The sequence below is a fragment of the Paenibacillus sp. JT22N7 genome, from assembly GCF_059383875.1.
Genome location: NZ_JBXENY010000008.1, coordinates 124,540 through 150,778, shown reverse-complemented (window position 1 = coordinate 150,778; position 26,239 = coordinate 124,540). Strand labels below are relative to the sequence as shown.

23 protein-coding genes are annotated in these 26,239 nt (G+C 48.5%); 10 read left to right on the top strand and 13 right to left on the bottom strand.

Annotated features, from left to right (window positions below; all coding sequences use genetic code 11):
• Positions 1-18: 18 nt before the first annotated feature.
• Positions 19-1,254: a sialidase family protein gene (locus tag AC50Y5_RS21660; protein WP_494863670.1), complete on the top strand. Its 1,236-nt coding sequence runs from the start codon at positions 19-21 to the stop codon at positions 1,252-1,254.
• A 162-nt stretch (positions 1,255-1,416) separates the two neighbouring features.
• Here AC50Y5_RS21660 and AC50Y5_RS21655 read toward each other — a convergent pair whose 3' ends face one another.
• Positions 1,417-1,875: a hypothetical protein gene (locus tag AC50Y5_RS21655; protein WP_056032204.1), complete on the bottom strand. Its 459-nt coding sequence runs from the start codon at positions 1,873-1,875 to the stop codon at positions 1,417-1,419.
• A gap of 153 nt (positions 1,876-2,028) precedes the next feature.
• Between AC50Y5_RS21655 and AC50Y5_RS21650 the strand changes: the two genes are divergently transcribed.
• Positions 2,029-2,667: a class I SAM-dependent methyltransferase gene (locus tag AC50Y5_RS21650; RefSeq protein ID WP_056032206.1), complete on the top strand. Its 639-nt coding sequence runs from the start codon at positions 2,029-2,031 to the stop codon at positions 2,665-2,667.
• 72 nt (positions 2,668-2,739) lie between these two features.
• Here the strand turns inward: AC50Y5_RS21650 and AC50Y5_RS21645 are convergent, their stop codons facing one another.
• On the bottom strand, positions 2,740-3,648 hold the full coding sequence (locus AC50Y5_RS21645) for an NAD-dependent epimerase/dehydratase family protein (RefSeq protein WP_056032209.1): 909 nt from the start codon (positions 3,646-3,648) through the stop codon (positions 2,740-2,742).
• Between the two features lie 173 nt (positions 3,649-3,821).
• On the opposite strand from AC50Y5_RS21645, the gene AC50Y5_RS21640 reads away from it, so the two are divergent.
• Complete coding sequence (locus tag AC50Y5_RS21640; protein ID WP_056032211.1) at positions 3,822-4,463, top strand: TetR/AcrR family transcriptional regulator; 642 nt, start codon at positions 3,822-3,824, stop codon at positions 4,461-4,463.
• Between the two features lie 120 nt (positions 4,464-4,583).
• Positions 4,584-5,336, top strand: coding sequence for a flagellar motor protein MotB (gene motB / locus AC50Y5_RS21635; RefSeq protein ID WP_056032213.1), 753 nt, complete (start codon positions 4,584-4,586; stop codon positions 5,334-5,336).
• A 32-nt stretch (positions 5,337-5,368) separates the two neighbouring features.
• On the opposite strand, the gene AC50Y5_RS21630 is transcribed toward motB, so the two are convergent.
• Positions 5,369-6,901: an MFS transporter gene (locus AC50Y5_RS21630; RefSeq protein ID WP_494863667.1), complete on the bottom strand. Its 1,533-nt coding sequence runs from the start codon at positions 6,899-6,901 to the stop codon at positions 5,369-5,371.
• A 208-nt stretch (positions 6,902-7,109) separates the two neighbouring features.
• Between AC50Y5_RS21630 and AC50Y5_RS21625 the strand changes: the two genes are divergently transcribed.
• The gene (locus AC50Y5_RS21625) at positions 7,110-7,562 is read left to right on the top strand and encodes an Lrp/AsnC family transcriptional regulator (protein WP_056032219.1); all 453 of its coding nucleotides are present in this window, start codon (positions 7,110-7,112) and stop codon (positions 7,560-7,562) included.
• Between the two features lie 192 nt (positions 7,563-7,754).
• Positions 7,755-7,925: a hypothetical protein gene (locus AC50Y5_RS21620; RefSeq protein ID WP_155972888.1), complete on the top strand. Its 171-nt coding sequence runs from the start codon at positions 7,755-7,757 to the stop codon at positions 7,923-7,925.
• 335 nt (positions 7,926-8,260) lie between these two features.
• On the opposite strand, the gene AC50Y5_RS21615 is transcribed toward AC50Y5_RS21620, so the two are convergent.
• Complete coding sequence (locus AC50Y5_RS21615; protein WP_494863883.1) at positions 8,261-9,427, bottom strand: serine hydrolase domain-containing protein; 1,167 nt, start codon at positions 9,425-9,427, stop codon at positions 8,261-8,263.
• 359 nt (positions 9,428-9,786) lie between these two features.
• Between AC50Y5_RS21615 and AC50Y5_RS21610 the strand changes: the two genes are divergently transcribed.
• Both AC50Y5_RS21610 and AC50Y5_RS21605 read left to right on the top strand, forming a co-directional pair.
• On the top strand, positions 9,787-11,004 hold the full coding sequence (locus AC50Y5_RS21610; protein WP_494863664.1) for an MFS transporter: 1,218 nt from the start codon (positions 9,787-9,789) through the stop codon (positions 11,002-11,004).
• A 27-nt stretch (positions 11,005-11,031) separates the two neighbouring features.
• A complete protein-coding gene (locus AC50Y5_RS21605) occupies positions 11,032-12,069 on the top strand; it encodes an ROK family protein (protein WP_494863662.1) in 1,038 nt (345 codons plus the stop codon).
• Positions 12,070-12,230: 161 nt separating this feature from the next.
• On the opposite strand, the gene AC50Y5_RS21600 is transcribed toward AC50Y5_RS21605, so the two are convergent.
• The 7 genes from AC50Y5_RS21600 to AC50Y5_RS21570 all read right to left on the bottom strand — a co-directional run bounded on the left by AC50Y5_RS21600 (position 12,231) and on the right by AC50Y5_RS21570 (position 22,299).
• Positions 12,231-15,167, bottom strand: a complete 2,937-nt coding sequence (locus AC50Y5_RS21600) for a family 78 glycoside hydrolase catalytic domain (protein WP_494863660.1) — start codon at positions 15,165-15,167, stop codon at positions 12,231-12,233.
• A gap of 38 nt (positions 15,168-15,205) precedes the next feature.
• Positions 15,206-16,033: a carbohydrate ABC transporter permease gene (locus AC50Y5_RS21595; protein ID WP_056032237.1), complete on the bottom strand. Its 828-nt coding sequence runs from the start codon at positions 16,031-16,033 to the stop codon at positions 15,206-15,208.
• Complete coding sequence (locus tag AC50Y5_RS21590) at positions 16,030-16,896, bottom strand: carbohydrate ABC transporter permease (RefSeq protein ID WP_494863657.1); 867 nt, start codon at positions 16,894-16,896, stop codon at positions 16,030-16,032. The genes AC50Y5_RS21595 and AC50Y5_RS21590 overlap by 4 nt, the downstream gene beginning before the upstream one ends.
• A 103-nt stretch (positions 16,897-16,999) precedes the next feature.
• Complete coding sequence (locus AC50Y5_RS21585; RefSeq protein ID WP_056032245.1) at positions 17,000-18,349, bottom strand: ABC transporter substrate-binding protein; 1,350 nt, start codon at positions 18,347-18,349, stop codon at positions 17,000-17,002.
• A gap of 92 nt (positions 18,350-18,441) precedes the next feature.
• Positions 18,442-20,211 carry a cache domain-containing sensor histidine kinase gene (locus AC50Y5_RS21580; RefSeq protein WP_494863652.1) on the bottom strand — a complete coding sequence of 590 codons (1,770 nt, stop codon included), beginning with the start codon at positions 20,209-20,211 and terminating at the stop codon, positions 18,442-18,444.
• Entirely contained in the window at positions 20,204-21,709 is a 1,506-nt protein-coding gene (locus AC50Y5_RS21575) for a response regulator (RefSeq protein WP_494863648.1), read from the bottom strand. The genes AC50Y5_RS21580 and AC50Y5_RS21575 overlap by 8 nt, the downstream gene beginning before the upstream one ends.
• 272 nt (positions 21,710-21,981) lie before the next feature.
• Entirely contained in the window at positions 21,982-22,299 is a 318-nt protein-coding gene (locus tag AC50Y5_RS21570; RefSeq protein WP_056032253.1) for a thioredoxin family protein, read from the bottom strand.
• 153 nt (positions 22,300-22,452) lie between these two features.
• Here AC50Y5_RS21570 and AC50Y5_RS21565 point away from each other — a divergent pair, with 153 nt between their 5' ends.
• On the top strand, positions 22,453-23,091 hold the full coding sequence (locus AC50Y5_RS21565) for a transmembrane-type terpene cyclase (protein ID WP_494863882.1): 639 nt from the start codon (positions 22,453-22,455) through the stop codon (positions 23,089-23,091).
• Between the two features lie 15 nt (positions 23,092-23,106).
• Here AC50Y5_RS21565 and AC50Y5_RS21560 read toward each other — a convergent pair whose 3' ends face one another.
• Entirely contained in the window at positions 23,107-24,129 is a 1,023-nt protein-coding gene (locus AC50Y5_RS21560) for an alpha/beta fold hydrolase (RefSeq protein WP_494863646.1), read from the bottom strand.
• 209 nt (positions 24,130-24,338) lie between these two features.
• Positions 24,339-25,706 (bottom strand): sensor histidine kinase, encoded by a 1,368-nt coding sequence (locus AC50Y5_RS21555; protein ID WP_494863642.1) that lies wholly within the window; start codon positions 25,704-25,706, stop codon positions 24,339-24,341.
• Between the two features lie 230 nt (positions 25,707-25,936).
• Between AC50Y5_RS21555 and AC50Y5_RS21550 the strand changes: the two genes are divergently transcribed.
• Positions 25,937-26,239, top strand: a complete 303-nt coding sequence (locus AC50Y5_RS21550; protein ID WP_235533080.1) for an AbrB/MazE/SpoVT family DNA-binding domain-containing protein — start codon at positions 25,937-25,939, stop codon at positions 26,237-26,239.

Here is a 26,239-nt window from a genome sequence, read left to right as displayed (position 1 = left end):
ATAGAAAGGAAGCTGCAGATGGCCAACATACAAGTAACCCCCTCAGGCCCTCAACAGGAGCCGTCGATTGCGCTCAATTCACTGGATCAAGCAACCGTTATCGTGACGACGAATGACTTGCGTTCGGGAAACAATATGACGACCGTTTACCGCTCAATTAATAGCGGGGCATCGTATACCCAGATGCTGATGTCACCCCCGGTTGGATTCGCAGCCTCCGGTGATGGGGTTGCTGCGTATGGTTATCCCAATTTGTTTCTTGTTGCTGCGACTGCCCTAAATGTTAACCCTGTAGCAGATTCATCCATCATTGTTTACCGATCAACAAACAATGGCGCTTCTTTCTCCACACCCATCATTGTCAATCAAGGGTATAGCACGGCGATCTATAATGATAAACCAGCGATAGCCATTGATACGGCGAATGGGAGTCCTTATGTTGGCCAGGCGTATATTGCATTTACACGCTATTTCAACAATTTCAAAAGCTCCGAAACGTTATTTCAACGATCACTCGATCAAGGTGTGACCTGGTCTGTGCCTATATTGCTAACGAACCAAGTACAAGGTGTAACTAGCTTCGGATCAACCATTGCTATTGGACCGCAAGGCGATATTTATGTGGGGTGGATGCAATATGGGCCAGGAACACCGCAATTTCTTATGCGTCGATCTGTTGATGGCGGGATAACGTTTGGACCCATTATTACGATATCGACCGTTTCGCTCGTTCCGACCCCTCTCCCTGTACCAACCTTTAGCTTTCGCGTCCTGACTATTGCTTATTTAGCGGTCGACATTTCGCCGTTCAATGGCGAAGGAATTGTCTATGCCGTCTGGCAGGATAACCGATCAGGCAATGCACACATCTATATGTCACGATCAACCGACAGAGGCGTTTCCTGGTCGACTCTCCGTCAAGTAGACGATAGCCCTGCCGCATCACAAAACTTTTTGCCCAATTTAACGGTTTCTCGTGATAATGGAGGGGTGCGGGTTATGTATTATACAAACCGTCTCACCACCACGCTGCTCGATGTGTATTTGGCAGAGTCCAACGATGCAGGCTCCACGTTTTTACCTAACCGCCGCATAACAAGCGTCTCCTTCGATCCTAACGCCGATCCGTCGATTGGAGTCCCTACTCCTTCAATTGGGGATTATAACGGCCTCGTCGTAAGAGCCACGGGCACTCCTATTATTGTATGGATGGATACTCGCACAGGGTCCCAAAACATTTTTGAGGATGTGTAAGCGTAAACGGCTGTCGCCGTCCTCTAACGGCAAAGCTTCCGTTTCGAGGGTGAAATATAAGCCCACTATACGGGGGAAACTTATACATGCTTATATTTTAAGAAAGAGTGGTCGGATTTTCATTTTCACGAAAATCCGACCACTTGGTAAATTTCAACTACATCATAAATAAACAATACCATCAAAATGAACGGGTCCGGTTATCGTGGCGGAGTTTTGCCCAATATGCTCTACAGTCAGGGCGTATTGTTGAAAGGTACCGACGATTCCAGCTGTGGCAGCTTCAGTATGCTGAAACGAAGTTGTGAAATCAAGCGGAACCCATGGACCTTCAGATGCTGTTCCCAAAAAAACGGAATCCGTTGTTTGAAATACAACGGTTGCCGGGGCGCTTGTTCCTCCGCGACGAATCCGAAAAAGCAGCTTCGGCACAATATTCAAGAGCAGTAATTGCGCCTCCCATCCGATTGTAGCTTTTAACTCAATACGGTTATTAATATTGTTAATCTGGAGAAAGAGAGACGTCAGCAGCACTTCCGATCCTGGAGAAATGATAAACGGAAGCGAACCTGTTCCAACAGCAACCTCTTGAAACTGATAATCTACTATTGTAACGGTCATAGCGATCACCTCCTTTCTAGTAACGCGTTCTATATATTAGATTCATAGATAGGGTTTGATGCAATGTACAGATGTACCAGGAGAAATAGCTGATATTTTCAAAGAGAGAAAGCCGTGAGAAAAGAGACTAGACTGGTAATGGAGGGAAATTAGATGGATGACGAAATCGCAAAGATGGAACGGATGTATGCTACCTCCATTCATGATGTCATGATGGATCATCATTACCGCTATCATTTTGCAACGCGCTTTATCCGCCCTGGAGATTTCATACTAGATGCAGCATGCGGCTCGGGATATGGCACTCATTATATAGCCATTCATTCCCCAAGTGCATTAGTCGTAGGGGTTGATCGCTCGGAGCATGCATTAAATTGGGCCATTGATCATTTTTCAGGTGACAATACGGTTTATGTAAAAACGGACTTGTCCGAATCGTTTCGTGATGAGCTTCCTATCCAAACGTTCGATGTTATTACCTGTTTCGAAACCGTGGAGCATATAAAGGATGATCGGACCTTTATTCAAAAGCTTTATGAATCGCTCCATACAAACGGTATTCTTCTCATCTCGGCCCCTAACGAAGAGATTATCCCCCATTTGAAAAACCCTTATTTTCTTAACGGGGTGAATCCTCACCATTATCGGCATTACCGGCCAGATGAATTGCGTAAGCTGCTAACGGATTGCGGTTTTACAATCGAACAGGTGCTGACACAGGATAATGCGACGTATGAGCTAGTTTATGGGCGGGAAGATGGGTTTGCGAATGTGCTTGTAGCCATAAAATAATGCATAATAGTAAAGCCGATATATGTCATGTTTTTGAATGACATATATCGGCTTTTGGCTTATACCTATCCTTCAACGATATTGCTGATAGCTTTGCGTTAATCCTTCAAACAGGCTGCTCATTGGCCGCCATCCTAGCACTCGTTCAGCTTTTGAGTTATCTAGACAGCTATCCATAATATCACCCGGCCGTTCGGTGCCATACGTAATCTGGGCGTCCTGGCCATGAATCATTTTCATCATGTGTATGAGGTTGTTTATAGAAGTCCGCAAACCCGTGCTTATATTAATCGTCTCTTGCTCTCCTTGGTGAATGGCCGCCATGTTTGCCTTAACAACATCCTGTACATAAATAAAATCTCGAGTCTGATCGCCGCTGCCGTGAACAAGTACAGGAAGTCCTTTATTTAATTTATTTAGAAATATGGCGACAACACCACCTTCTCCTGTATAGCTCTGTCGTGGGCCATACACGTTGCTATAACGCAAGATGGTATAGTTAATGCCGTACATTCTATGAAACAATCGAATATAGCTTTCGCTAGCATGTTTGGAAAGCCCATAATAGGAAATTGGGGCGGGAATAGCTTCTTCTTCATGGCGTTCGTTATTGGAGTCTCCGTATGTGGCAGAAGTAGAAGAGAAAATAATCTTACTTACTTTAGCTTGTTCGCAAGCTTTTAAGAGCCGGATTGTTCCGACAATATTAACAGTAGAGTCAAAAGCGGGGTCAGCCATTGAACGCTGGACATCGACTTGAGCAGCTAGGTGAAAGACAACATCAGGCCGAACATGTTCAATAATTTTAGAACAGGCATCACTGTTAATATCCTCAACATGCAGGATAGCGGCAGGATGCACGTGATTCTTTGATCCCGTTGATAGATTATCAATGACATGTACCACAGCACCGCTTTGGATAAGCATATCCGTTAGGTGGGAACCAATAAACCCCGCACCCCCGGTAACCAACGCTTTCATAACTCCACTCCTCATTAAACGATATACTTCATAGTACGCATATCAATGGAATTGGAAATGTGCATATATCTCATCAGCTATAGCCAATTTATTCGTTTGTAGACACTAACGATTACAACATGCTAAAATCATCATGTGATGAATTATTGTTTTGAAGAAAGTAGGCCGACAAAATGAAAGAGACGAAGCGCCGCCCGGGGCGTCCATCCAAGGATGAACCATTCCAGAAAGAGCAGATATTGACTCATGCCCTTATTGAATTTGCTAAGCATGGTTATGAGGGGGCAAGTCTTAGAAAAATGGCAAACTTATCGAATGTGGATGTCGCCCTGCTATCCTACCATTTCGGGTCAAAGCTTGGTTTATGGACTTCGGTGGTCGATTATTTAACTGAACGGATCACGCTTCAAACCGTACCCTTTAAAAATAATTATAGGCATATGAAGCTAGAGGCTGCTTGCCTTGCTCTTGTCGACAACATTGTAGATTTTTGCTTTGAATTTCCTTTCCACATGATGTTTGTGACGAACGAGTTGTCCCACCCGAGTGAACGCTCCACCTATCTAATGGATAAAATGCTCCTGCCGACTTACCGGCATCTCGTGCCTTTTATTAAGGATTGTATGGAGGCTGGCGTTATCAAGAAACAGGAGCCTACTCTCTATTATTTAATGCTTGTGAACTCCGTTTCCCTTCTTGGAACGATTCCTAATTTTGTAAATGAGTTCAAAGAAGACGTTACGGCAAACAGCGATCTTAAAGGCGAAATGAAGCAATCCGTTTTGGCTAATTTTTTTCAAATAGCCGTCGATTAAAAAGGGAATAATAAAAAAGGGAAACCATTTTGCTGGAAAAATGGCTCCTCTTCTTATGATTATAATTCATCGATTGTTGAATTAATTCCATTCAAATTAGACTTGAAAGGTGTGGAACAAATGAAACGAAACAAGCATGAACATGAAGAAGAGCATGTGGATGAGTCCTGGCTGCTGCCCTATTCGGACTTAATGACTTTACTAGTCGCTTTATTTATCGTGCTTTATGCCATGAGCAGCGCTGATGCTGCAAAGTTTGAACAGATGTCGCAAGCTTTTCGAATGGCCTTTAATAGCGGTACTGGCGTACTCGAAGGGCAGCCTGCATTAGAGAATCCTGTCATTGCAAAATCAGATAAGGGAAACGTGCAGGAAACGCCGGATACCGCGCAAGCACAAGAAATAAACGAATTAGAACATATACAATCGCAGGTGAACCAATATATTTCCGAGCACCAGCTCACCGCAAAGCTAGAAACCCAAATGACGGATGAAGGGCTGCTCATTACGATCAAGGATGATGTTTTATTTGCTTCCGGCAGTGCCAAGGTCCAAAGCTCCAATATCAGCATCGTCAAAGATATATCACAGCTTCTGGTCATGGACCCTATACATAATGTAATCATTAGCGGACATACCGACAATGTCCCGATTGGCATGACTGAATTTGATTCCAATTGGCATCTTAGCGCCATGCGAGCACTCAATTTTCTAAATTTATTGCTGCAAAACAAGGAGCTCGATCCCCGGAACTTCAGCTCCAAAGGCTTTGGCGAATATAAGCCCATTGACAGCAATGCTACAGAGGCGGGCCGGCAGCGCAACAGACGTGTTGAGATTTTAGTGCAGTCTAATACGATTCAGATGAATTAACCTTCAGGATGCGTCACCAAATCAATGACCGTTTAATGCTGCGCCGATGCTTTCTTGGAGCCGAAGATTATAAAACTAATCGCGGCCAAAACCCACACGCCAAGGCCACCATAGAGCATCACCAAGCCAAAGCCGTGCACAAGTGCTGCATGGACCACTGCTCCGGACGCGTCCAGAGCAGTTAGCTCTGGCAAACCCTGCTTGAGAGATGCAAAGTTTCCGGCGGCTATTTTCTCGGCTAAATCCCGTAATTGCGTTGTATTGAGATTCCCAAGAAGGGTTCCCTTCAAATAAGACCGTATCCCTTCCTGTAAAATGAATCCCATCACGGCGATATTGATGGCTAGACTGATTAATCTCGCACTCATGTCTATACCTGAAGCCATGCCTGCACGGGTAATCGGAACGGAGCCAGTCGTCGTGTTGGTCACAGGCGTATTGGTCAAGCCCAGCCCAATCCCAGCCAACAGAGAGCCTGGAAGCATGGTCAGCCAGCTGGCGTGATCGCCTCCACTGCCATATTTCATCAAAATAAAGCCCAGCCCAATGATGAACAGACCCAATGGGATAACTATACGAGGCTGATAGCGAAGCGAAAGGCGCTCTGCCAAGGGCGGGATCACCAGAGTGGGAAGAGCATACGCCAAGAGGGATAACCCGGCGGCTACAATGCCATAGCCAAGGCCGCTCTGAAAATAGATTGGCAGATAGATCATGAACGGCCAGAAGCTAAAATTCATGCCGATGGATCCAAGGAGAGCACCGGAAAAATTACGTATCTTAAATACGGAAAAGTCGAACATCGGATGAGCGCTGAGCTTTTCCGCAAAAAGAAAAACGATAAAGCTTGTTGCCGCTGCAGCAAGGATGATGATGGAGGTTAGACTGGTAAAGCCTAGTTCAGATCCTTGTGTGATAAAATAGGCAAGGCCAAAAACCGCGAGCGAAAGCGTGACGATGCCGATCATGTCCAGCTTTTTCGCTTGCGGATCACGCGACTCCTCGACACCGCCAAAGACAAGAATCAAAGTGAGAATGGTCAGCGGGACGTGGACTAGGAAAACCCAATGCCAGTTCAATACGACCACAATCATCCCTCCGATGATGGGTCCAAAGCCGAGGCCGATCCCAAACACGATCCCCCATGCTCCAAAAGCTTTGCTGCGTTCTCGTCCTTCCTGAAACCGATGCGAAAGAATGGCTATCTGGCAAATCTGCATCGCGCCAGCACCCACACCTTGAAGAAACCGACTGACGATTAGAACCGATGTGCTCTGGGCCAAGCCACAAACCAAGGAGGTAATGCCGAACAAGACGAGGCTGATAATAAAAATGCGCTTCCTTCCATAACGGTCAGCCAGCGTTCCCACAGCCATCAGAACCGTCGCACATGCAATAGTATAGGCATTCATGATCCATTGCATATCCTTAAGATTGCCATGCAATACCTTTTCGAGGGTCGGCAGTATCACTGGCACACTGGAAATTTCGAGGCCGAACATTAGCGCGGACAAACATATCGCGGACAATGCGATAATATTTTTACTGGAATGGGAAAGAGTCATTGAAAGCACCCTCCAAATAAATCGTATTTACTCATTGCTTGCCATCCTCTCCAACTTCTCATATGTGAATCACCTTACTCCCGTGTGACTTATTATATAATTTAAATTCTTTATTTTACATACTAGATCAAATCAAATATGATGAATACACAAATGAATATAAGCTGTTTTATTTAAAACGCCTTAAATTTAAAGGAGTGTATTCTAAGTGGATCATACAGACAAGCAAATCCTCTTCTATCTTCAAAACCAGGCAAGGATTTCTATGACTGAGCTGGGTAAAAGCGTGGGGTTGTCCCAGCCTGCTGTAACGGAACGAGTGAAGAGAATGGAAGAAAAGGGGATAATCGAAGAGTACCGCACCGTCATTTCTCCCGAAAAAATTGGTAAGCATACGGCAGCCTATATGTTATTTCGGACTAAGGACTGCTTGGCGTTTCTTGATTTTATCCATGCATCTCCCCATGTTGCTGAGTGCCACCGCATAAGCGGAGAACATAGTTATTTATTAAAAGTAGTGACGGACTCCACACGTACGCTAGAAGAGTTTGGCAATCAGTGCGATAAATATGGAACCTATACCATACTAATTGTCATGTCTTCACCGATCGATCATAGTCTTCTCATTCGTTCTCTCGAAGAAGCAAATGGAGTTTCCTAATGGGGAAAGTAAAATAGTGCGCTTCTTCTACGGATAAACATGCAAGTCACCACGCGTATCAATTGCTGGCTAAAGCCTTTCTTCAGTAAATGGCGGAAAATGCAGCGGTGTATGCTTCAAGTTCCGCTTGGGCTGGGATAAAATTCAATCCAACTTCTCATACTACACTTTGAAAAGATGGAGGTGAATATCATGCCCAAAAATAGCGCCGATCCCAAAATGGACCGCTCTAATAATCGTGCAGATAAGAAAAACAATCAACAAAACGACGATCACTTAACGGAAGAAGCTCAGACGTTGACTAGCAACAAAGCTGCCGATTTTGCCCCAAGCTTGAATGGCATTTCCAAAAATGAAATTTAACTAGCAGCCTAGCTGCTTTAACGTCGCTGCATGGCGAAGGTTTTACTTTCTGCACAACGCCTCGACTTGGCGGACTCAGCAGCCGCTATTTTCACCGAATCACGGGTTAAGCCATAGTCTGCGGACTCAGGAGACGCTAATGCGCGGTAAACGGCCATTGGGACGGGATAACGAGAGCCATAACGGCCTTCCTGTCCGCTTACGGCCTGAAATCGAAGCAAAAGCCAGAATAGCGGAACGCCAGTCCGCCAAAAAGGAGTAAAGCAGCCTCAATGGGGCTGCTTTACTCCTTTTAATTTCCCAGAATCGCGCCTAACCTAGCTTTCTTTGAATGGCTATTTTTTGATACTGTCATACACAGCTTCACAAAGGTCGACCGTAAACTGGCCCGACATGCCTTCCAGTGCAGTATTGGTAAACGCCACGACGCTGAGCCGCTGCTCTGGATCGACAAACCATGAATGTCCGTAGGTTCCGCCCATACGCCATGTGCCCGGTGATTCCGGTGTATTTGCCGCAATGGGATCCTTGAGCACCGTGATGCCTAAACCGAATCCTCGCCCTGGCCAATAAGCCATCGGCAAATCTCCAATCTGGTTGGTAGTCAGCTCATGAACTAGAGCCTCCGGCAGCAGAGGCGCTCCTCCTTTACGCAAAGCTTCCAGCAGCTGCATAAAGTCCTCGGCGCTGCCGACCATACCGGCTCCTCCCGAAGGGTAGGCCGTACCGTCAAGTGCACGGCCTGGAGCAAGCCGGAAGCCTGCCGTGCCTTCCAAAAAGCCGATTTTATCAGGATTCAGTATTGGCCTCGGCTCTGGACTATCATTGGTATATGCAATAGCCAGTCTGTCTGGGTCCACTGCAATAAAATCGGTGTCGCTCATGCCAATCGGCTTTGTCACTAGGGAATGCACGGCCTCGCTGAGCGTTGTTTCCGTTACCTTTGCAATGACTGCTCCGAGCACATCTGTCGCGATGGAATATTTCCACTCGGCACCTGGCGTATAGAGTAGCGGAACAGAGGCAATACGCTGCAGATTTTCTTCCAACGTAATACCCGACTGATCCATGCCATCTGATATCCCGGCTTGTTGATAGGGACCATTTTCTTCTTGAAAGAAGCGGTAAGTCAGACCTGCGGTATGCGTCATCAAATGTCGAATCGTCAAAGCAGCTATCTCTCCGCTTTGTAATCGCGGCCGGAACTCGGGAAGCCAACGATCAACGCGGTCATCCAACTGCAGGCGACCTTGCCCCACCAGCACTAGGGCGGCCGTTGAAACGATAGGTTTAGAAACGGAAGCGAGGCGGAACAAAGCATCTTCTTGCATGGGCCGGTCCATCTCGCGGTCGGCAAAGCCAGCAGCGCGGCTGTACACCATTTTTCCATCTATCGCCACTTTAATGACAGCACCGACCAAACGCTTGTCAGCAATCGTCTGATCAATTACCTCATCCATTCGGCCGGGTAGAAATTCTGGGCTAACTTTGCTTGAATCCATCTTATTCAACAGTCTTCATCCTTTCGAATAGTTAAAGCCTTTAGACTTTACTATTGTTAGTTAATTATATTAAATAAGTATTTTCGTTTATATAAGGCAATTAAGTTAAATCGGTCTTGCAGCAATCAAAATGAAGACAGTTTGCATGGAAAACCTTAAATTTAAAAGAGCCGGTTTCAATAAAATATTAGCTCAGTGTCAGAACCACAGCTAAACAAGACATTATTATGCAAAACCCATAATCCCATATGATTTTCGCAAAAAGACAGCTTTTTAATACGGCTGCGATACGTTATGATAAGCTTGCTTAGTTATTAAACATCTTTAAAAAGTATGATAGCGAGTAAGGGGAGCTTCTAATGAATGAACAATTAAGCGCAAGACAGATTGAATTATGGCGTAATGCCATCTATGTGATTTTCACTTTATGCGGCTTTGCCACGGCATCCTGGATCTCCCGTACGCCCGCCATTCGCGATACACTCGGCGCTTCGACTGGCCAGATGGGCTGGATTATTTTCGGGCTGTCTGTTGGCTCAATCCTCGGCCTGCTTGGGGCAGGGCATTTTATTGCCAGCAAGGGCGGACGTTTCGTCATGATGAACGGGATGCTCATTGCTGCAGGAGGCCTCGCAATCATTGCTCTTGGCAGCTCCTTTTTCACCTATGCTCCTGTTGTGTTCGTGGGGTTAGCAATCTTCGGATTTGGCTTTGGCATTTGTGATGTGGCAATGAATGTTGAGGGCACCATGCTGGAGCGCGCAATGAAAAAGTCTTTGCTGACCGGCTTTCATGCTGCCTTCAGCTTAGGAACCTTTATCGGCGCTGTCGTGGGCTGGTTAGCAACGAAGTCTCATGTGTCCGTCATCATGCATTTGGGTATTGTTCTTATTTTATTAGTTGTGCTCATCGTCTATTTGTCCCGATTCGTGCCTAAAGGAACAGGACAAGAAAGTAAAACAGACAAGAATGCTCCTACGCTAACGACTAAAGAGCGCCTTGCCATCTGGAAAGAGCCGCGCACCCTACTGCTCGGCATTATTATTTTGGGTATGACCTTCGCCGAAGGCTCAGCCAATGACTGGCTTCCTTTAATTATGGTCGATGGCTATGATACTTCTGCTTCAACAGGTTCGTTCGTCTATGGCATATTTGTAGCAGCAATGACGATCGTTCGGGCAACTGGCGGCATGCTGCTCGATAAATTCGGCCGAGTAGCTGTGCTGCGAGCGTCTGCTGTATCCGCTATTGCCGGCCTGCTCATCGTGATCTTGGGTCACAATTACATCATCGCTTCTATCGGCGTTGTATTGTGGGGCTTTGGCGCAGCCTTCGGCTTCCCTGTCGCTTTGTCCGCCGCTGGCGACAATCCGCATGGTGTAGCTGCACGGGTCGGAGCTGTAGCAACAGCCGGATATTTGGCTTTCCTTGTTGGGCCGCCGCTGCTTGGCATGATTGGCAACTCAATTGGCTTGCGAATGGCCTTAATCGTCGTCCTTGTCGGCATTGTATTCGCAGGGCTGACGTCTCATGCCGCGAGACCTCTTGGCGAGAAGGATCAGGCAAAGACCAAGTAGGTCTCACATTTTATAACCGTCAGGAGGGTGGAAAAAATAAAGCTTCCATTTGTGAATCCTAAATTAATGGGCGAAATGATCCGGCAGCAAATTCGCAGCGCGCTCTATTATGAGCAGGAGTCGACCAAGGTCGAAATCGCTCAAATAACAGGGCTGACCTTCCCGACCGTGAGCAAAGCGATTGAGGAAATGAAGGCGGATGGCGAGGTTTTGCTGTCGGGGCTGCGGGAATCCAGCGGAGGTCGAAGGCCGCAAATTTATATGCTGAATGCAGCGCATATGTCGGGCTTAGCTGTGTATTTGGAAAAGGACTGCACCATTTATACCTTGCTGAATTATGTCGGAGAGATCCTTCTGCAAGACAGGCTGCCCGGTGTTTTGGATGAAGGGCCGGAAGCGCTGGACCGTCAAATGAAGGTTTATTTGGAGCGATATCCGCTCATTCGCGCATTAACCTTCGGCGTTCCTGCGAGCGTGACGAACGGCCAGGTTTTTCATATTCCCAGCTACGAGAAATTTAACGGCTATGATTTGAAGGCCGCTTACGAGAGCCGCTATCCGCTTCAGGTCCAGATTGAAAATGATATGAACGCCACGGTACTCGGCTATCATGACCAACTGGATAACAACAAAAGTTTATCGCTTGTTTATCTGTATTTCGGCATGAATGGCCCCGGTGCTGGCATTATGGTCAATGGAAAGCTCGTCAGAGGGAACACCTTTTTTGCTGGCGAGGTTTTTTATTTGCCCCTTGGGCAGCAGAACTTTGGCGAGGTCATTCAAGAGCTTACCGATCGTTCCAACGAAAAACGCGATGATGCCAAGCTGATTGATGCCATGAGCCGCTTGGTTGCGATTTTCACGGCAACGCTGAACCCGGATATTTTTATTTTTTGCAGCATCAATCTGTCTGAGCAGGAGCTGGAGGAGGTAAGAAGCCGCAGCGCTATTTATGTGCCAGAGGCTCATTTACCCGCACTTATCATTCGAGATTGGCAGCAGGACTACATTCATGGATTAAAGCAAATGACAATCCGTACGATGCTGGGCACGGGAGTCGAATAACGTTCGTTTCAGGGTTATATGCGGCTTGCAGTAGCCGCTATCGCTATCTGCATAGAAAAAACCGCATGGCAGCAGCCGTGCGGTTTCCTTCTATTTTCACGCCCTATTTACATGCCCTTTTTACACGCCCCATTGTCTGGCTATGCCCTTACTTCCAACACCTACAGCGCTGCAAGCTCCTCAAGCACCTGGTCAATCGTCTCCTTGGAAATACGGAACATGCCATTGTCGCAGATTTGCTGAAGAGAGAACGGCTTAGCAATGTTTGCCTGTGCGCCGCTGAACAGATTTGGCATATGCCGGCTCACAATGGCAATCGCCCGCTCATCCATCCATATTTCACTCATCTTCGTCTTGGCACTGTACTGCGAGCGGAACAGGCCTTCACTCTCATAGGCAAACTGGTACGTACCCGAGCCGGCACGGATGATCAAGCCAGCTGCGGTTTCCTCCACCGATGCGATGCCCGCTTTATTTTCAAGCGAAGTCCCGCCTTCTGTCGTGCCAGCGAGCGTCGCTCCCCGCAAAATAATATCTGCTGTCGTATTCGCTGGAATGACAACTTGAAGCTCAATACGGCTGCCTTCTACACGCCAGCCCGACTCGATCCGTCCGTATACGGAGTCGTAGGAGGCTTTAGCATAAGTCAGCATGGTCGATCCGAACAACGGCTCGATTCGAATATGCTTGAAGGCAGGCTGCGAAGGGTCCATGTCTAGCCCAGCCACCTTGCGGTACATCCAATCGCCGATCGCCCCATAGGAATAATGGTTGAACGAGTTCATGTCGTCGCTCCAGAACGAGCCGTCCGGCTTAATGCTGTCCCAATGCTCCCAAATCGTCGTTGCGCCTTTCGATACCGAATACAGCCAGCCCGGATAGCTCTCTTGCAGCAGCAGGCGAACCGCCGTCGTATGATAGCCGCTGTTCGACAGGGCAAAACATAAATACGGCGTGCCCACAAAGCCGGTCGTCAGGTGGTAGTCATTTTCGACGATGAGGTTGTTTAGATCCTCCGCTACCCGATCCTTCACGCTTTCATCCACCAGGTCGAACATAAGCGCCAAAATATGCGCGGTTTGCGTCGGCGAAGCGATCCGTCCCCTCTTGGTCATAAACTCGTCGCGGAACGCGGAAATTACGCGGGTGTGCAGCTCGTCATAGCGCTCGGCGTCCTCGTCATGGCCGAGCACCTTCGCTGCATCGCGAACAATGCGCGTGGAGTAGGCATAATAGGCTGTTGCAATCAATGCCGTTGGCGTCGCGCCAATATAGCTGTTCTCCTTCGCATCGAGCGCAAGCCAATCCCCGAAATGAAAGCCGCTATTCCACAAATACTCTTCGCTGCCCTGTGCCCGAATGTACTCCACCCATTGCTTCATGCTTTCATACTGCTCGGAGAGCAGCCGCTCATCGCCATAATATTGATAAACCGTCCATGGGCAAATAACCGCAGCGTCTCCCCATGCCGCCGAATTGGCTCCGCCTACAATATCAGGAATAACGAAAGGAATGCCGCCATCCTCATGCTGCTCCGCCTTCAGGTCATGCAGCCATTTTGCAAAAAACGGCGCGCCTTGGAAGTTGAATAAAGCGGTGCTGATAAATACTTGCGCGTCGCCCGTCCAGCCGAGCCGTTCATCGCGCTGCGGGCAATCCGTCGGCACGTCGAGGAAGTTGCCGCGCTGTCCCCAGCGTATATTTTGCTGGAGCTTGTTGATTCGCTCGTCTGAGCATTCGAATTCACCAGTTGAAGGCATATCGGAGTGCATAACCTCGCCTTGGAATGCATCTGCCGGCAACGCAGCGCCTGCTTCCTGCCCGGGGAAGCCCTGCACCAGCACATAGCGGAAGCCCATAAAGGTAAAATGGGGCGCATAGCTTTCTATGCCGTCGCCTTTCGCGATATAGGTCAGCGTCTGTTTCGCAGGACGCAGGTTGCCAAAATAAATATTGCCGTCCTTGTCCAGCACCTCCGCATGGCGCAAAACGATTTGCGTTCCTTCCGGCGCCTCGACGGTAAATCTCATGCGTCCAACGATATTTTGCCCTAGATCCAGCACATGATCGCCTGCCGGTGTAATAAACGAGGAGATCGGCTTGATGATTTCGGTGACGTTCGTCGGCCAGTTTTCTTGTGCTACTAGCTGACTGTATGGCAGATCCAGCACTTGCACACCCGACCATCCGCCAGCTGCCTGCTTATCATCGCTATGAGCTTCCGATCCGTTCACTCCACCATCTGCTTCGCTCCAGCCCTCGATTTCCAAGCGCGCATCATACGTTTCACCGTGATAGATATTCGCGTATTGAATCGCGCCAAGCGCCGCCTGCCATGAGCTGTCCGTCGCTACGACCTCTTCCGTGCCATCCGCATAACGGATATGCAGCTCCAGCAGCGCGGCACGATTGTCGCCGTACATATAATTTTTGTCATCAAAGCCCAGTCCGCCGCGGTACCAGCCGTCGCCCAGCATAAAGCCAATGCCATTTGCGCCTTCTTTCAGCTCCGCCGTCACATCATAGGTCTGATATTGCACACGGCTGTGATAGCTGGTCCAGCCTGGAGCGAGCAAATCATCCGACACCTTGCCGCCGTTCAGGTACAGCTCATACACGCCAAGCGCGGTCGCATACACTCGGGCGGACGAAATGCCCCCCGCTTTCACCTGAAAGGTCTGGCGCAGCAAATAGGCTGGGGCCGCATCTGCCGCAATAGCTGACGTATCTGGCGTAATCCATTTTGCCTGCCAGTCCGCCCCGCCAGCAAGGGCCAGCTCGAAGGTGCCCTCCTCGCTCCAAGGCGACTCTTCTCCTGCCGTATCCCATACTCTAACCCGGAAGCGATAAGCAGTACGGGCTGCAAGCGCAGGACCGCCATATACAATATGAAGCGATTGCTCCTGTTCGATCCGCCCCGTATCCCAAAGGCTTGTCTCAAAGCCGCTTGATGCCTCGGCTACTTGCAGCTGATAAGCGGCCTGGCGGACTCCTCTGCGTTCTGCTGCTTCCAGCATCCAGCTGAATCGCGGCTTTGTGAGGTCTGTGCCAAGCAGAGCACCTCTATATTCACAGCTTGCGGAATGAACATTTAACATGCAGCTATCCCCTTTTTACTGGATTTATGAATGAGACACTAACCTTTAACCGAACCAGCTGTCATGCCCGCTACAATACGCTTGTTAAAAATAATAAACAGCAGCAGCGGCGGAATCGTAATCAGCAATATGTTCGTGAACAGCAGATTGTATTGCGTCACATACTGGCTCTGGAAGTTATAGAGCGTCAGCTGCACCGTGACATTGTCCGAGCCCGGCAGAAAATAAAGCGGGTTCGTGAAATCATTGAAGATGGTAACCGAGGACAATACGACTACCGTTGCCGTTACAGGCTGGAGCAGCGGCAAAATAATACCAAAGAACAGCCGAAGGCCGCCAGCGCCGTCAATAACGGCCGCCTCATCCACTTCACGCGGAATGCCGCTCATGAAGCCTTTATAAAGCAGAACTGCGAATGGAAAGCCCAGCGCGACTTCGATCAATATAAGACCGATCAGTGTTTTGAACAGGCCAATCCCGTCCATGACCCAGATCGTCGGCACGATGGCCGGCGGAATGATAAGCCCGGCAAGAATCAAGAAGTTGAACAGTGGCGACAGCTTTCCTGTTCGGCGCTGCAGCACATAGCCTGCCATCGCGCACAGTACGATCAAAATAGCGATGGAGGCCACCGTCAGCACCGTACTGTTGATGAAGGCGCGAATCAGCATAAAATCGCGGGCCACAACGACGGTTTTAATATTTTCCCAATATTGGCTATTGGAGGCCCATGACATCGTGAGCAGCGAAGACTCTTTCGCGTCCTTGCCCGAATTGACCAGTATGAAGTAGAACGGAATCCAGAACACGACAATCGTAAACAAGACGGCACCAATCTCAAAGCCCCATTGTCTGATCTTTCTCACAGGTCTACCTCCTTGCGGTTCAAATACGTATAGAGCGGGAAGGCAAGCGCTGTCACAACGAGGAACAAAATCACATTGCCCGCAGTAGCGAGGCCATAGAAGCCGCCTTGATATTGCTTGTAAATGATCGACGCAATCAAGTCGGTCGTGAAGCCCGGGCCGCCCTTGGTCATCGCCCATACCAGATCGAAGGAGCGCAGACCGCCGATGAAGGCCAAAATAATAACGGAGTTCGTAGCTGGACGGCTCAGCGGCACAATAATGTTCCAGAACTTATGCCAGTTGTTGCCGCCGTCGATTTGCAAGGCTTCATAATATTCCGCGGGGATCGACAAAATCCCGGCAATGTAAATGACAGTCGCGAAGCCTAAGCCTTTCCACACATCGACCATGGCGACCGACAGCAGCGCGATTCTCGTATCACCGAGCCAATCCGGACCTTCAATGCCGATGGCGGCAAGCGCTGTATTAATGACGCCTTGCGTCGGGTGCATCATCATGCTGAAGGCAATACCGACAGCAATCGTGCTCACCAAGGTAGGGAAAAATATGACAGACCGCAAGTAGCTTTTGGTCCGAATTTTCGAGGTTAGCAATACGCCTAGCAGCAGTCCCAGTGCAACCTTGAGCGTACAGGTAACGACCGCATAGATCAGTGTATTTTTAAAACCAATGCTTAAGGACTGCTCCTGAAAAAATGTAATAAAATTTTCAAACCCGATAAACTCCCAATCCGACAGCGTCCATCTCGTCATACTGAAGAAGAAGGACATAATCGTCGGCAGGATGAAAATAATAAAATAAATAATGGCTGCTGGCAGCAGGAACCAATAGGAGTAGGTTCGTTTAAATATATTGTTCATCGTTATCACTCCTACACAGTCAAGCGTATATTTTGAAGTAAAGCGGCCCTGCAAGCAGGGCCGAGCTTATCTATCTATTTTTTACTACTACTTAAGTTGAAAATTACCAGCCCGCCAGTCCAAGCTGTTTCGCTTGCTTCTCCACATCTTTATCGTAAGCAGCCGCGCCTTCCGCTGCCTTCTTAATGCCTGCGCCAACCTCAACGGTAATTTGCTCCAGGCTTGGTCCTTTAACTGGGGAAACGAACTCCAGCGCTGGCGCCGTTTTGCCCGATTCGAAATACGGCAGCATGTCTTTCACCAGCGTAGGCACATCGTCCGGAATCGTCGCATCCTTGATCAGATACGGGCCGGTTGGCTTCGAGACAGCTGCCGCAACCTGTGTCCCTTCTACAGAAGCGATGAAGGCCACAAATTGCTTGGCTGCCTCTACATTTTTAGTTTCCTTATAAATGTAACTCGCCCCTGGCATCCAGATGCTCAAACCGTTTTTCGAGGCATCGTCGCCAGGCTGGGCGAAAAAGCCGATATTTTCGATTTCATCCGGGAAGTTCTGCACAAGCGATGGTGATGCGAACGATAGCATTGGATAATGTGCGCCCTTGCCATCGGCAAGCATTTTGAGGCCCGCATCATAGGTTGTCGCCAGCATATCCTTGTTCATAAAGCCTTTATCATACAGCTCCTGCAGCTTCTCGAAGCCTCTCAGCGCTGCAGGCGTGCCTGCAAAAGTTGCCTTATGAGCGGTAAAATCTTCCGCAAATGACGGTACCTGTGCCTGTACATTGTAATAATCGGCCAGCACAACGAGCTGCGAGGTCCACGAGTCCTTGTAGGAGCCTATAACCGGGGAAATGCCTGCCGCTTTAATTTTCTCGTTATTGGCAATCAGCTCATCCCAAGTAATAGGCACCTTCAGTCCAAGGTCAGCATAAATTTTCTTATTATAGAACCAGCCTCCAGCAATCGTGGAAGATGTCGGCACGCCATACACTTTTCCATTGAAGGAAACCGTCTGCTTGAAGGAGTCCACGACGCCCGACTGGAATGCTTCATTCGTCAGGTCCAGCATGTTTTTCTCTGGAGACAATGCCTGCATCAAGGAGCCCGAGTTATAAAAGAATACATCCGTCATATCGCCTGTCGCCAGACGAGTCTTTACAATATTGTCGCCTTCGCCGCCGCCCGGCCTTGTTTCCATCTCAACTGTAATGTTCGGATATTTCTTCTGGAAAGCGTCGACATAAGCATTCGCCAAATTGACCGAATCCTGCGTATTATCAACCAGCAGCGAGAGCGTTACCTTCTTCTCTGTATTGCCGCCTGTGCCGCCCGCCGCCGTATCCGTACCGGTATTGCCGCCCGAATTGCTTCCGCCGCATGCCGCTAGCGTTCCGGTAAGCACAAGTGCGGTTGCTGTCATTGCGAGCGATTTAAGCTTCATGTTCTTCATGTTTCGTTCCCCCTCGTTCGTTGTCGCTGATGCTGTATAAGTAGCTTTCTATACCCTTATTGTAGAGAGGAAACGACCTTTATGAAAGCGCTTCATTTTTCAGGTGAGTGTCGGTTTTTTTTAGGTAGATTCGATGGGTTGAAGCGCAGGGTCACACGGGTGCCCTCTCCTTCTCGGCTCCAGACGGTCAGCGAGCTGCCTTCCCCATAAGACAGCGACAGCCGTTCCTTAACGTTGCGCATGCCGTAGCCCTGCTCTGTCTGGGCCATATCCGCCATCCCCACCCCGTCATCCTCGACCGTGAAAATCAAATACGGCCCGTCAGTTCCACCCGTCAAACGGATCGTTCCTATTCCGACCTTCGGCTCCAAACCATGGTAAATGGCATTTTCGACCAGCGGCTGCAGCAGCAGCTTCATGATCTCCAGCCCCTTGATCGACTCCTCCACCTCCTCGATATAGTGGAAGCGGTTGTTGAACCGAATGTTTTGGATGTTCAAATAATGCTCGATATGCTTCAATTCGTTGTATACGAGAATCGTCTCCTTGCCCTTGTTCAAGCTGAGCTTGAAGCTTTCGGAGAGAGATACCGCCATTTGGGCGACCTCTTTATTATTTTGCAAAATCGCCATCCAATAGATCGAATCCAGCGTGTTATACAAAAAATGCGGCTTAATTTGCGATTGCAGCGCCCTAAGCTCCGCCTCCCGCTCCTTCAGCTCCGAGTTGATGAGCCGCGCATTCAGCTCCTCATTTTCGCGGGCAATGCGCTTGAACGTTTCACCGATGACACCGACCTCATCCTGGGCAAATTCCGCCGGAAAATCGCGCTTGCCAAGCGTCCAGTCGTTCATCATTTTTTTCAGCCGCAGCAGCGGCCTTGTGATGGTTCCCGATATAAAAAAGGATAGGATCAGCGCTGTCACCGCGAAAGCCGCGGCAATAAGCGTCGTCGCCAGGCCAATGTATTGGGTATGCTTCAGCAGCTCCTTCGATTCGACGAGATGGACCAGCGTCCAGCTTGTCGTCTGATTATAATAAGGATTGACCAGAAAGCCTTCATCCTTCAAGTGGTCCAGCGTTTCCGAGATGGTCCCGCCAGCAAGCGGAACAGTATCATTATGGCTGTATACTGCTTTTGTCGAGCCAGTCCCCTCGCTGAGCACCATGAAGGAGCCGTTCTCCTTGCTGCCCCCGAACACTTTATCAAAAATCGTCTTGGATACATTGATGACGAGAATGCCAATCGGCTGGCCGCCCGGGTCCTCCGCATCGCGAAACAGCTTCACGGTAGAAAAGGACTTATTCGTATCGTCAAAAATATCTGACGGATAATACACAACCTTTCCCTTGCTCTCATACGCCGCCTTGTACCAGTCCGAGCTTGTAATCTTGGCTATTTTATCGCTTCCTTCATACACGCCCGCATCATCGGAGCGGCCAAAGCAGTAGGTGTGAAGCTTTAGATCAAGCAGACAGACCGAGGTTACATAACGCGTATCAGCAAAGCTGCTGCTGATTAAGCCTTTGAGCCGCGAGGAGGTTGTGCTGTTCACCGTATCGGGCTGGCTGCCCGGATTTTCTCCGCTGCTGCGCAGGCTCTGCCGAATGGCATCGTTGACAACAATAGATAGATGAAAATTGTTAATATTTCGAAATAATAGGTCGGCCACCTCGCTGGACGTACGCAAATGGTCCAAATTCGTTTTTTCATTCATATCCGTCAGCGTGTCCTTCGTAATATTGAAGGAAATGTAGCCGAGCAGCATAATCGAAGGCACGATGAGCAGAATCATTGCCGCCAAAAACCGGCTTCGGATTTTTTTGAACCGCAGCCATTCTACTAGCCGTTTTTTAGGCATGGCCATCTTCCTTACGCTCGATCGAGTAGGCTTCCCGGTAATGCTTAGGCGTCATGCCTATGAGCTTTTTGAACGTTTCCGTAAAATGCCTGTAGTTGAGATAACCGACCTTCTCGCTGACTTCCCCGACGAGCATCCCTTCTCGCAGCATCACCTTTGCACGCTCCATCCGTTCGTGAGTCAAATGCTTAATATAGGAGATGCCCATCTCTTCTTTGAAAAGCAGGCTGAAATACGTCGCATTCAGGCCAACATGCTCCGCCAGCTCCTGCAAGGAAATGTCCTGCCCAAAGCGAGCCTCCATATAGGCAAGCGCCTTCTCGACCGCCGCATGCTTCGCGGAGCGCCTAGCTTCGGTAACGGCCGTCAGCATCGCCTCCACCTTGCCCCTGAGCCAGCGGAACATTTCCTCGCGCGTATGCATGACGCCAAGCTCCTGATGCGCGACCTTGCCGAGAGAGCGAATGTCCCGCCCCGTCTCCTTCAGCACCTCAAGGCCCACATAAACGAGCTGTAAAATTTCGCGCTCCGCCTGCTCCGGGTCCAGCTTCTGCTCCCCAACCGACACCTCGAATTCGTCCAACGCAGCCAGCAGCCCCTTCTTGTCCCCCGTGCGCAAGGAGAAAATGACCGACTCCTCATGCTTCGTCAAATGGTCTGCCAGCTCATCGCTGCCTTCCATTTCCTCAATGCGGATCAAGCCGCTTTCCTCCAAAAACCGGCCGTAGCGCAGCGCCCGCAGCGCTTCCTTGCAGCTTTTTGGCGCTTCTGCTAGCGTTGCATAGGTTCCTCCTGCTGCGAACAGCTCACAGTCTCCGCCCTGCAGCATAAGCTGCTCCCACAGCTCGTCTGCGGGCAGCTTGAAATGAAGCACCGCCGACAGCCGGTCTGCCCCATTCGTCACCTCAACGATTTGATAAGCGGCACTTTCTGGCAGCTCTACACATTCCGAGGAAAAAGCGAGCACCGTAATGCCCGCAATCGCTTCCCACTCCGGGCCATAGCTTTCCTTCCATTTGCCTAGCGCACTATCGCCCGCTAACAGCAAGTTCAGCGTCGCTTTCTCCAGCAGCTCCTGCTTCGACGCCTCCCATTTGGATTTCATGGAGCTGAATGCTTGCTGCTTCTCAATTCGCTCGATTGCTTTGCGCATCACTTCATCTATTTTCTCTACCGTAACCGGCTTCTCCAAATAATCAACAACGCCAAGCCCAATCGCCCGCATCACATATTCAAATTCATTAAAGCCGCTGAACACAATAAACATCGTATCCCCTGCTTCGCCTGCCACCGTCTCAATGAGCCTCAGTCCGTCCATGCCCGGCATCCGAATATCCGTCAGCACAATGTCCGGCCGCTGTTCGCGAAACATCTCTAGTGCCGATAAGCCGTCTCCCGCCGTTCCTACCAGCTCGACGCCATAACGCTGCCAGTCGATCATTTGGCTCAGCCCTTGGCGGACAATATATTCGTCATCAAATACAACCGCTTTCAGCATTTTCCCCATCCTCCCTGCAAAGCACCTTCTAAATAATTCTAGTATACCCGCCTTATTCTCCTTCATCGTAATGGAGAGCTGGATTTTTTCCTACCGTTGTTTATTTCAGGTCGATGTCTGCTTTTTTCAGGTAAAAAACAAGATGAAACGGCTGTCGCCGTCCTTTGGCGGCGCAGCGCGTATCATTACGAGAAAATCATATCCTTTCCTATATTCAAAAAACGGCACATCGGAGCATGCTCCGATGTGCCATTTTTATAAAGTATATATAGCTACTCATCCTCTTTCAGCAGCTTGTAAAGATAATCGACAGAGCGCATCGCGTATTCGAACCGCTGGGGCTCGCCGTCCTTCACCAGCACTAGGCAGGGAACGCTCGTAATTTTCCAAGCCTCGCGCAGCTTGGGCGCGTAATTGATGTTAATTTTATACATCGTCGTCGGCACTTCCGCTGCCTGAACGATGTCCAGCATCCGCTCGGCTACCTTGCACGTTCCGCAGAAAGGGCTGGAGAACAGCAGCGCATCCTTCCCATTGCCGATTCGCGCCAGACGCAGCCACTCATCCTCTTCAATTTCATAAATTGCCATACGCTCTTCCTTCTTTCCTTGCTCTGGCTGTATATGTGCCCAGCGGCACCCGGCCAGCTTCGTTGTCTTCTATTTTAACATAAGACATAGACGAGCAGCCGCCAACATACGTTTTTATAACAACCGTTTTTGGAAAGGATGCGATAAGGCTTGATGGACCTGCTGCTGCTGCTCGGAATGGCGTTTTTTTGGACAATCACCTATCTGCTTATTATTTATCAAGGCTTTAAGGACAGGACGTGCGGCATGCCTTTGGCTGCGCTCTGCGCCAACTTGACGTGGGAGCTGCTGTTCGGCTTTTTCATGCCCTTCAACCCGCTTCAGCAAATCATTACAATCGTCTGGTTCGCGCTCGACATTATCATTTTGCTGCAATTTTTGTATTACACCCGCAATGACTATTCACCGAAAAAAATAGCCGTTATCGTCGGCTCTCTGCTCGCTACCGCTTTCTTGCTGCATTACGGCGTCTCGGTCGAATTCCATGACCCGGAGGGCAAATATACCGCCTTTGGCATCAATTTGATGATGTCCATACTGTTTATTCAAATGCTGTTCCAGAAGGACTTGCTGGGGCAGTCCCGTTTTATTGCTTGGGCCAAAATGCTCGGCACCTTATGCGCCTCCGTGCTCAGCTACAAGCTCTACCCGGATTCCCTGCTGCTGATGTTCATGTATGTCCTTATTTTCCTTTTTGATGTTGGCTATATTTTACTCGTGCAAAGCCGTTCGGTGAAAATCGTGCAGCGCCCCGGCGCAAAACAGGGCAATACGCAGCAGATTGTTACATAGCACAATAGAAATCAACTACTTGTCTTTTTTTACTTGTTCCATAAACATCCTGAGGTTTTCAACGATTTCTGCCGAATGAGTACGATATAAATAGTGGTCTGCTTCAAATAATACTATTTTTCCATGAACAGAATCCTTGATTTGCTTCTCATGCTCGGGTATCCATCTATCCGTTACTGGATGATTGGCTTGGATAAAGAAAATAACGGGAAGAGCTTTTGGGAAGGTTAATTGTTCTGCTGCTTCAAAATTAGCATACATACTTCCGGCTTCATTTAATTGATTGGCATTATAAATGTTTTTGCGAATCATGATTTTCAGTTGCTCTTTGGTTTGATCATCATATGGCAATTCAGCATAAGGGTCATCGCCTAATTTCAATTGCAATCTGGCGAAACCTGATTCTCTGAGCAGGCTAAGCGTCTTTAATATGGAAGATCCTATCTTCTGCTCTTTGAGCGTTGGGACACTGCTGTCGAGTCCGACAAATGCGCTCACTTCGCTTGGATATTTGTTCACATAATCTAAGCTGTATAATCCTGAAATGGAATGGCCCATTAAAATGTAACGGTCAATATGGAGACTTTGCAGCGCTTCATGAATTTCACTTACTATATTTTCTGTGCTTCGTTCCTTGTCGGTCAGATCGCTTAATCCATAACCAAATGGCTCAACTACGACGACTTTGTAATACGGTGACAGTTGTTCGATTAGCGGCTTAAAATCAAGTGCCGGCGCTGCTGTGCCATAACCTGGCAGGAGCACGATCGTTTCTTCTCCTTGTCCATGGGTCGATACATTCATATATTTCCCATCTACAGCTACCGACTGGCCATAAGGCAATAATTTCGCTTGCTCTGATTTGCTGCTGAACAAATTCACGAAAAAAACGACGGCTATAAAAACGACGATTGCTATTCCTATGGCCGCTATTACTTTAAGCAACCTGCGAAGCCATTTTTTCAACCTGCTGGCTGGCTTTTTATTTGTTGTTGTATCCAGCTCCATCTTGTTTACCTCTCGTATTTCCACTTGCATCTTCTCCTATCGTCATCTCTCTACTGGGCGCCCTTAAGGGCCGATAGGGAAAGCTTACACGATGAAAATGTACTCTATATGCCGGCAGGATGAACGGAATATGAACACGCAAAAAAACCTGCGTCATTATAGGCAGGAGGCTTGTACCTGATGACGCAGGCATGGGGAGCAGCGAGGGGACCGCTATGAGATAATGATGGATAAGCCTCTTATTCAGCCAGCATTGTGACGGGCAAGGTGATGATGAAGGTCGTTCCCAGACCCGGTTCGCTTTCCACTCGAATATCGCCTTGATGAAGCGAAATAATCTGCTTAACGATGGCCAGACCCATACCGCTGCCTTCATATTTTCGGCTGTGAGAGCGATCTGCCTTAAAGAAACGCTCGAATATACGCTTCTGGTCCTCTAGTGAAATACCAATGCCCTCGTCTGATATTCGGACGGTCAAATGTTTGATGTCTTGCTCGATGCTGACTGTAATCATGCCGCCATCGTTGGAAAATTTGATGCTATTGCCAATGATATTGATCCATACCTGATTTAGCTGATCGTGATCAGCCGTTAGCATAGCTGGCTTCAAATTAAGCTCAAAATGGATGTTCCGCGCCGACCATTGCGGCTGAATCCCGACGATGACTCGCCTAATCTGTTCATCAAGTCTGAGCGTTACGAGTTGCAGCTGCTGTGACTGTGATTCGAGCATGCTTAGCTTGAGCAAACTATCGCTCATCTTGGACATCCGCTTGGCTTCATTAATAATAATATCGAGATAACGGCTGCGCTCGCTAGCTCCGATGCCTTCTTGCTTGAGCGCTATCGCATAACCGGATATCGAGGTGAGCGGCGATTGTACCTCATGCGATACGTTCGTTACGAATTCCCTGCGCATCTGCTCCAGCCGCTGCAGATCATGCATCATTTCTTCGAAGCTGCGAGCCAAAGTGCCTAATTCACCCGTCTGCTTAATATTCAGCTTGACGTTGAAGTCTCCAGCCGCTATCCGCCTGGTCGCTTTTGTCAGCTTGTTAATCGGGCTTATGATGAAGATCGAGGCAATTAGAACAAACAAGCTTCCTGTAATTAACGAATAGGCTGCAATCGTTAATCCCCATTTTATGACAAATGAGGTGGACGGAGGGGAGAGCGTCTCCACAAACATCGCTTTCGTCCCCATATCTGTGTTCAACGGAAATCCAATGTAGGCAACCGTAACACCTTCCTTATTGCCTTGAACCGTTTCTCCAGCTAATACCTTTTTTACTTGCTCCGTTATTATAGCAGCAGGCTTATGTCCGCCCAGCGCTCCAAAAGACTGGAATCGATCCGTTGCTTCATAAATTCGAATATGATAGGAATTGAGCTGCTTCATTTTACTAACTAACGCGTCCGCTTCACGCGACGGAATGGTCTCGTAGATCGAGGCGATGTCATGTCCAAAATTACGCAAAAGAATTTGCGAGTTTTCGTTCAATTGATCTTCAAATAGCCAAGTGGCTGCTAAAAAAGCAATGATCGTGCTCCCGATCACGGAGACTAGGAATATTAGGACTACGCGTGTATATAATGATTTGATCATTGTTGCACCTCAAGTCGATAGCCAAGCCTACGAACCGTTTCGAGTTGAAAAATAATAAGCATCCAATCCCTCTTTCCCTGTTTCGTATCCTATTCAGTAGTAATCATTATACTATTATAGCAAGGAGATATAATAATGGGATTTAGGTGCCTTTCCTTCGGTCATCGAGTATCCGATTGTCGGAAGATGTATATCCTAAGTATATACATGATAAAAGGGGTGAAGTATACTTGAAAGACCAGAAGAGAGAGGATATGAGCCCAATGACGACTGTAACGCTTAGTAAATGGGGAAACAGCAGTGCTGTCCGGATTCCGAATCAGCTTCTTAAACGTCTGAATTTGGAGGAGGGCGCTGAAATCGAATTGGTCATTACTCCTGAAAATGAATTGCTGCTGCGTCCTATGAAACAACAGCAAGAAACGAATGAAGAGCTGCGCACTCATTTAAAGCAACTCCTTGCTAAAATCCAGCCCGCTTCCCCACGGCATGAGGAATTCGATGTTGGCATTGAAGGAGACGAGCTCATTTGA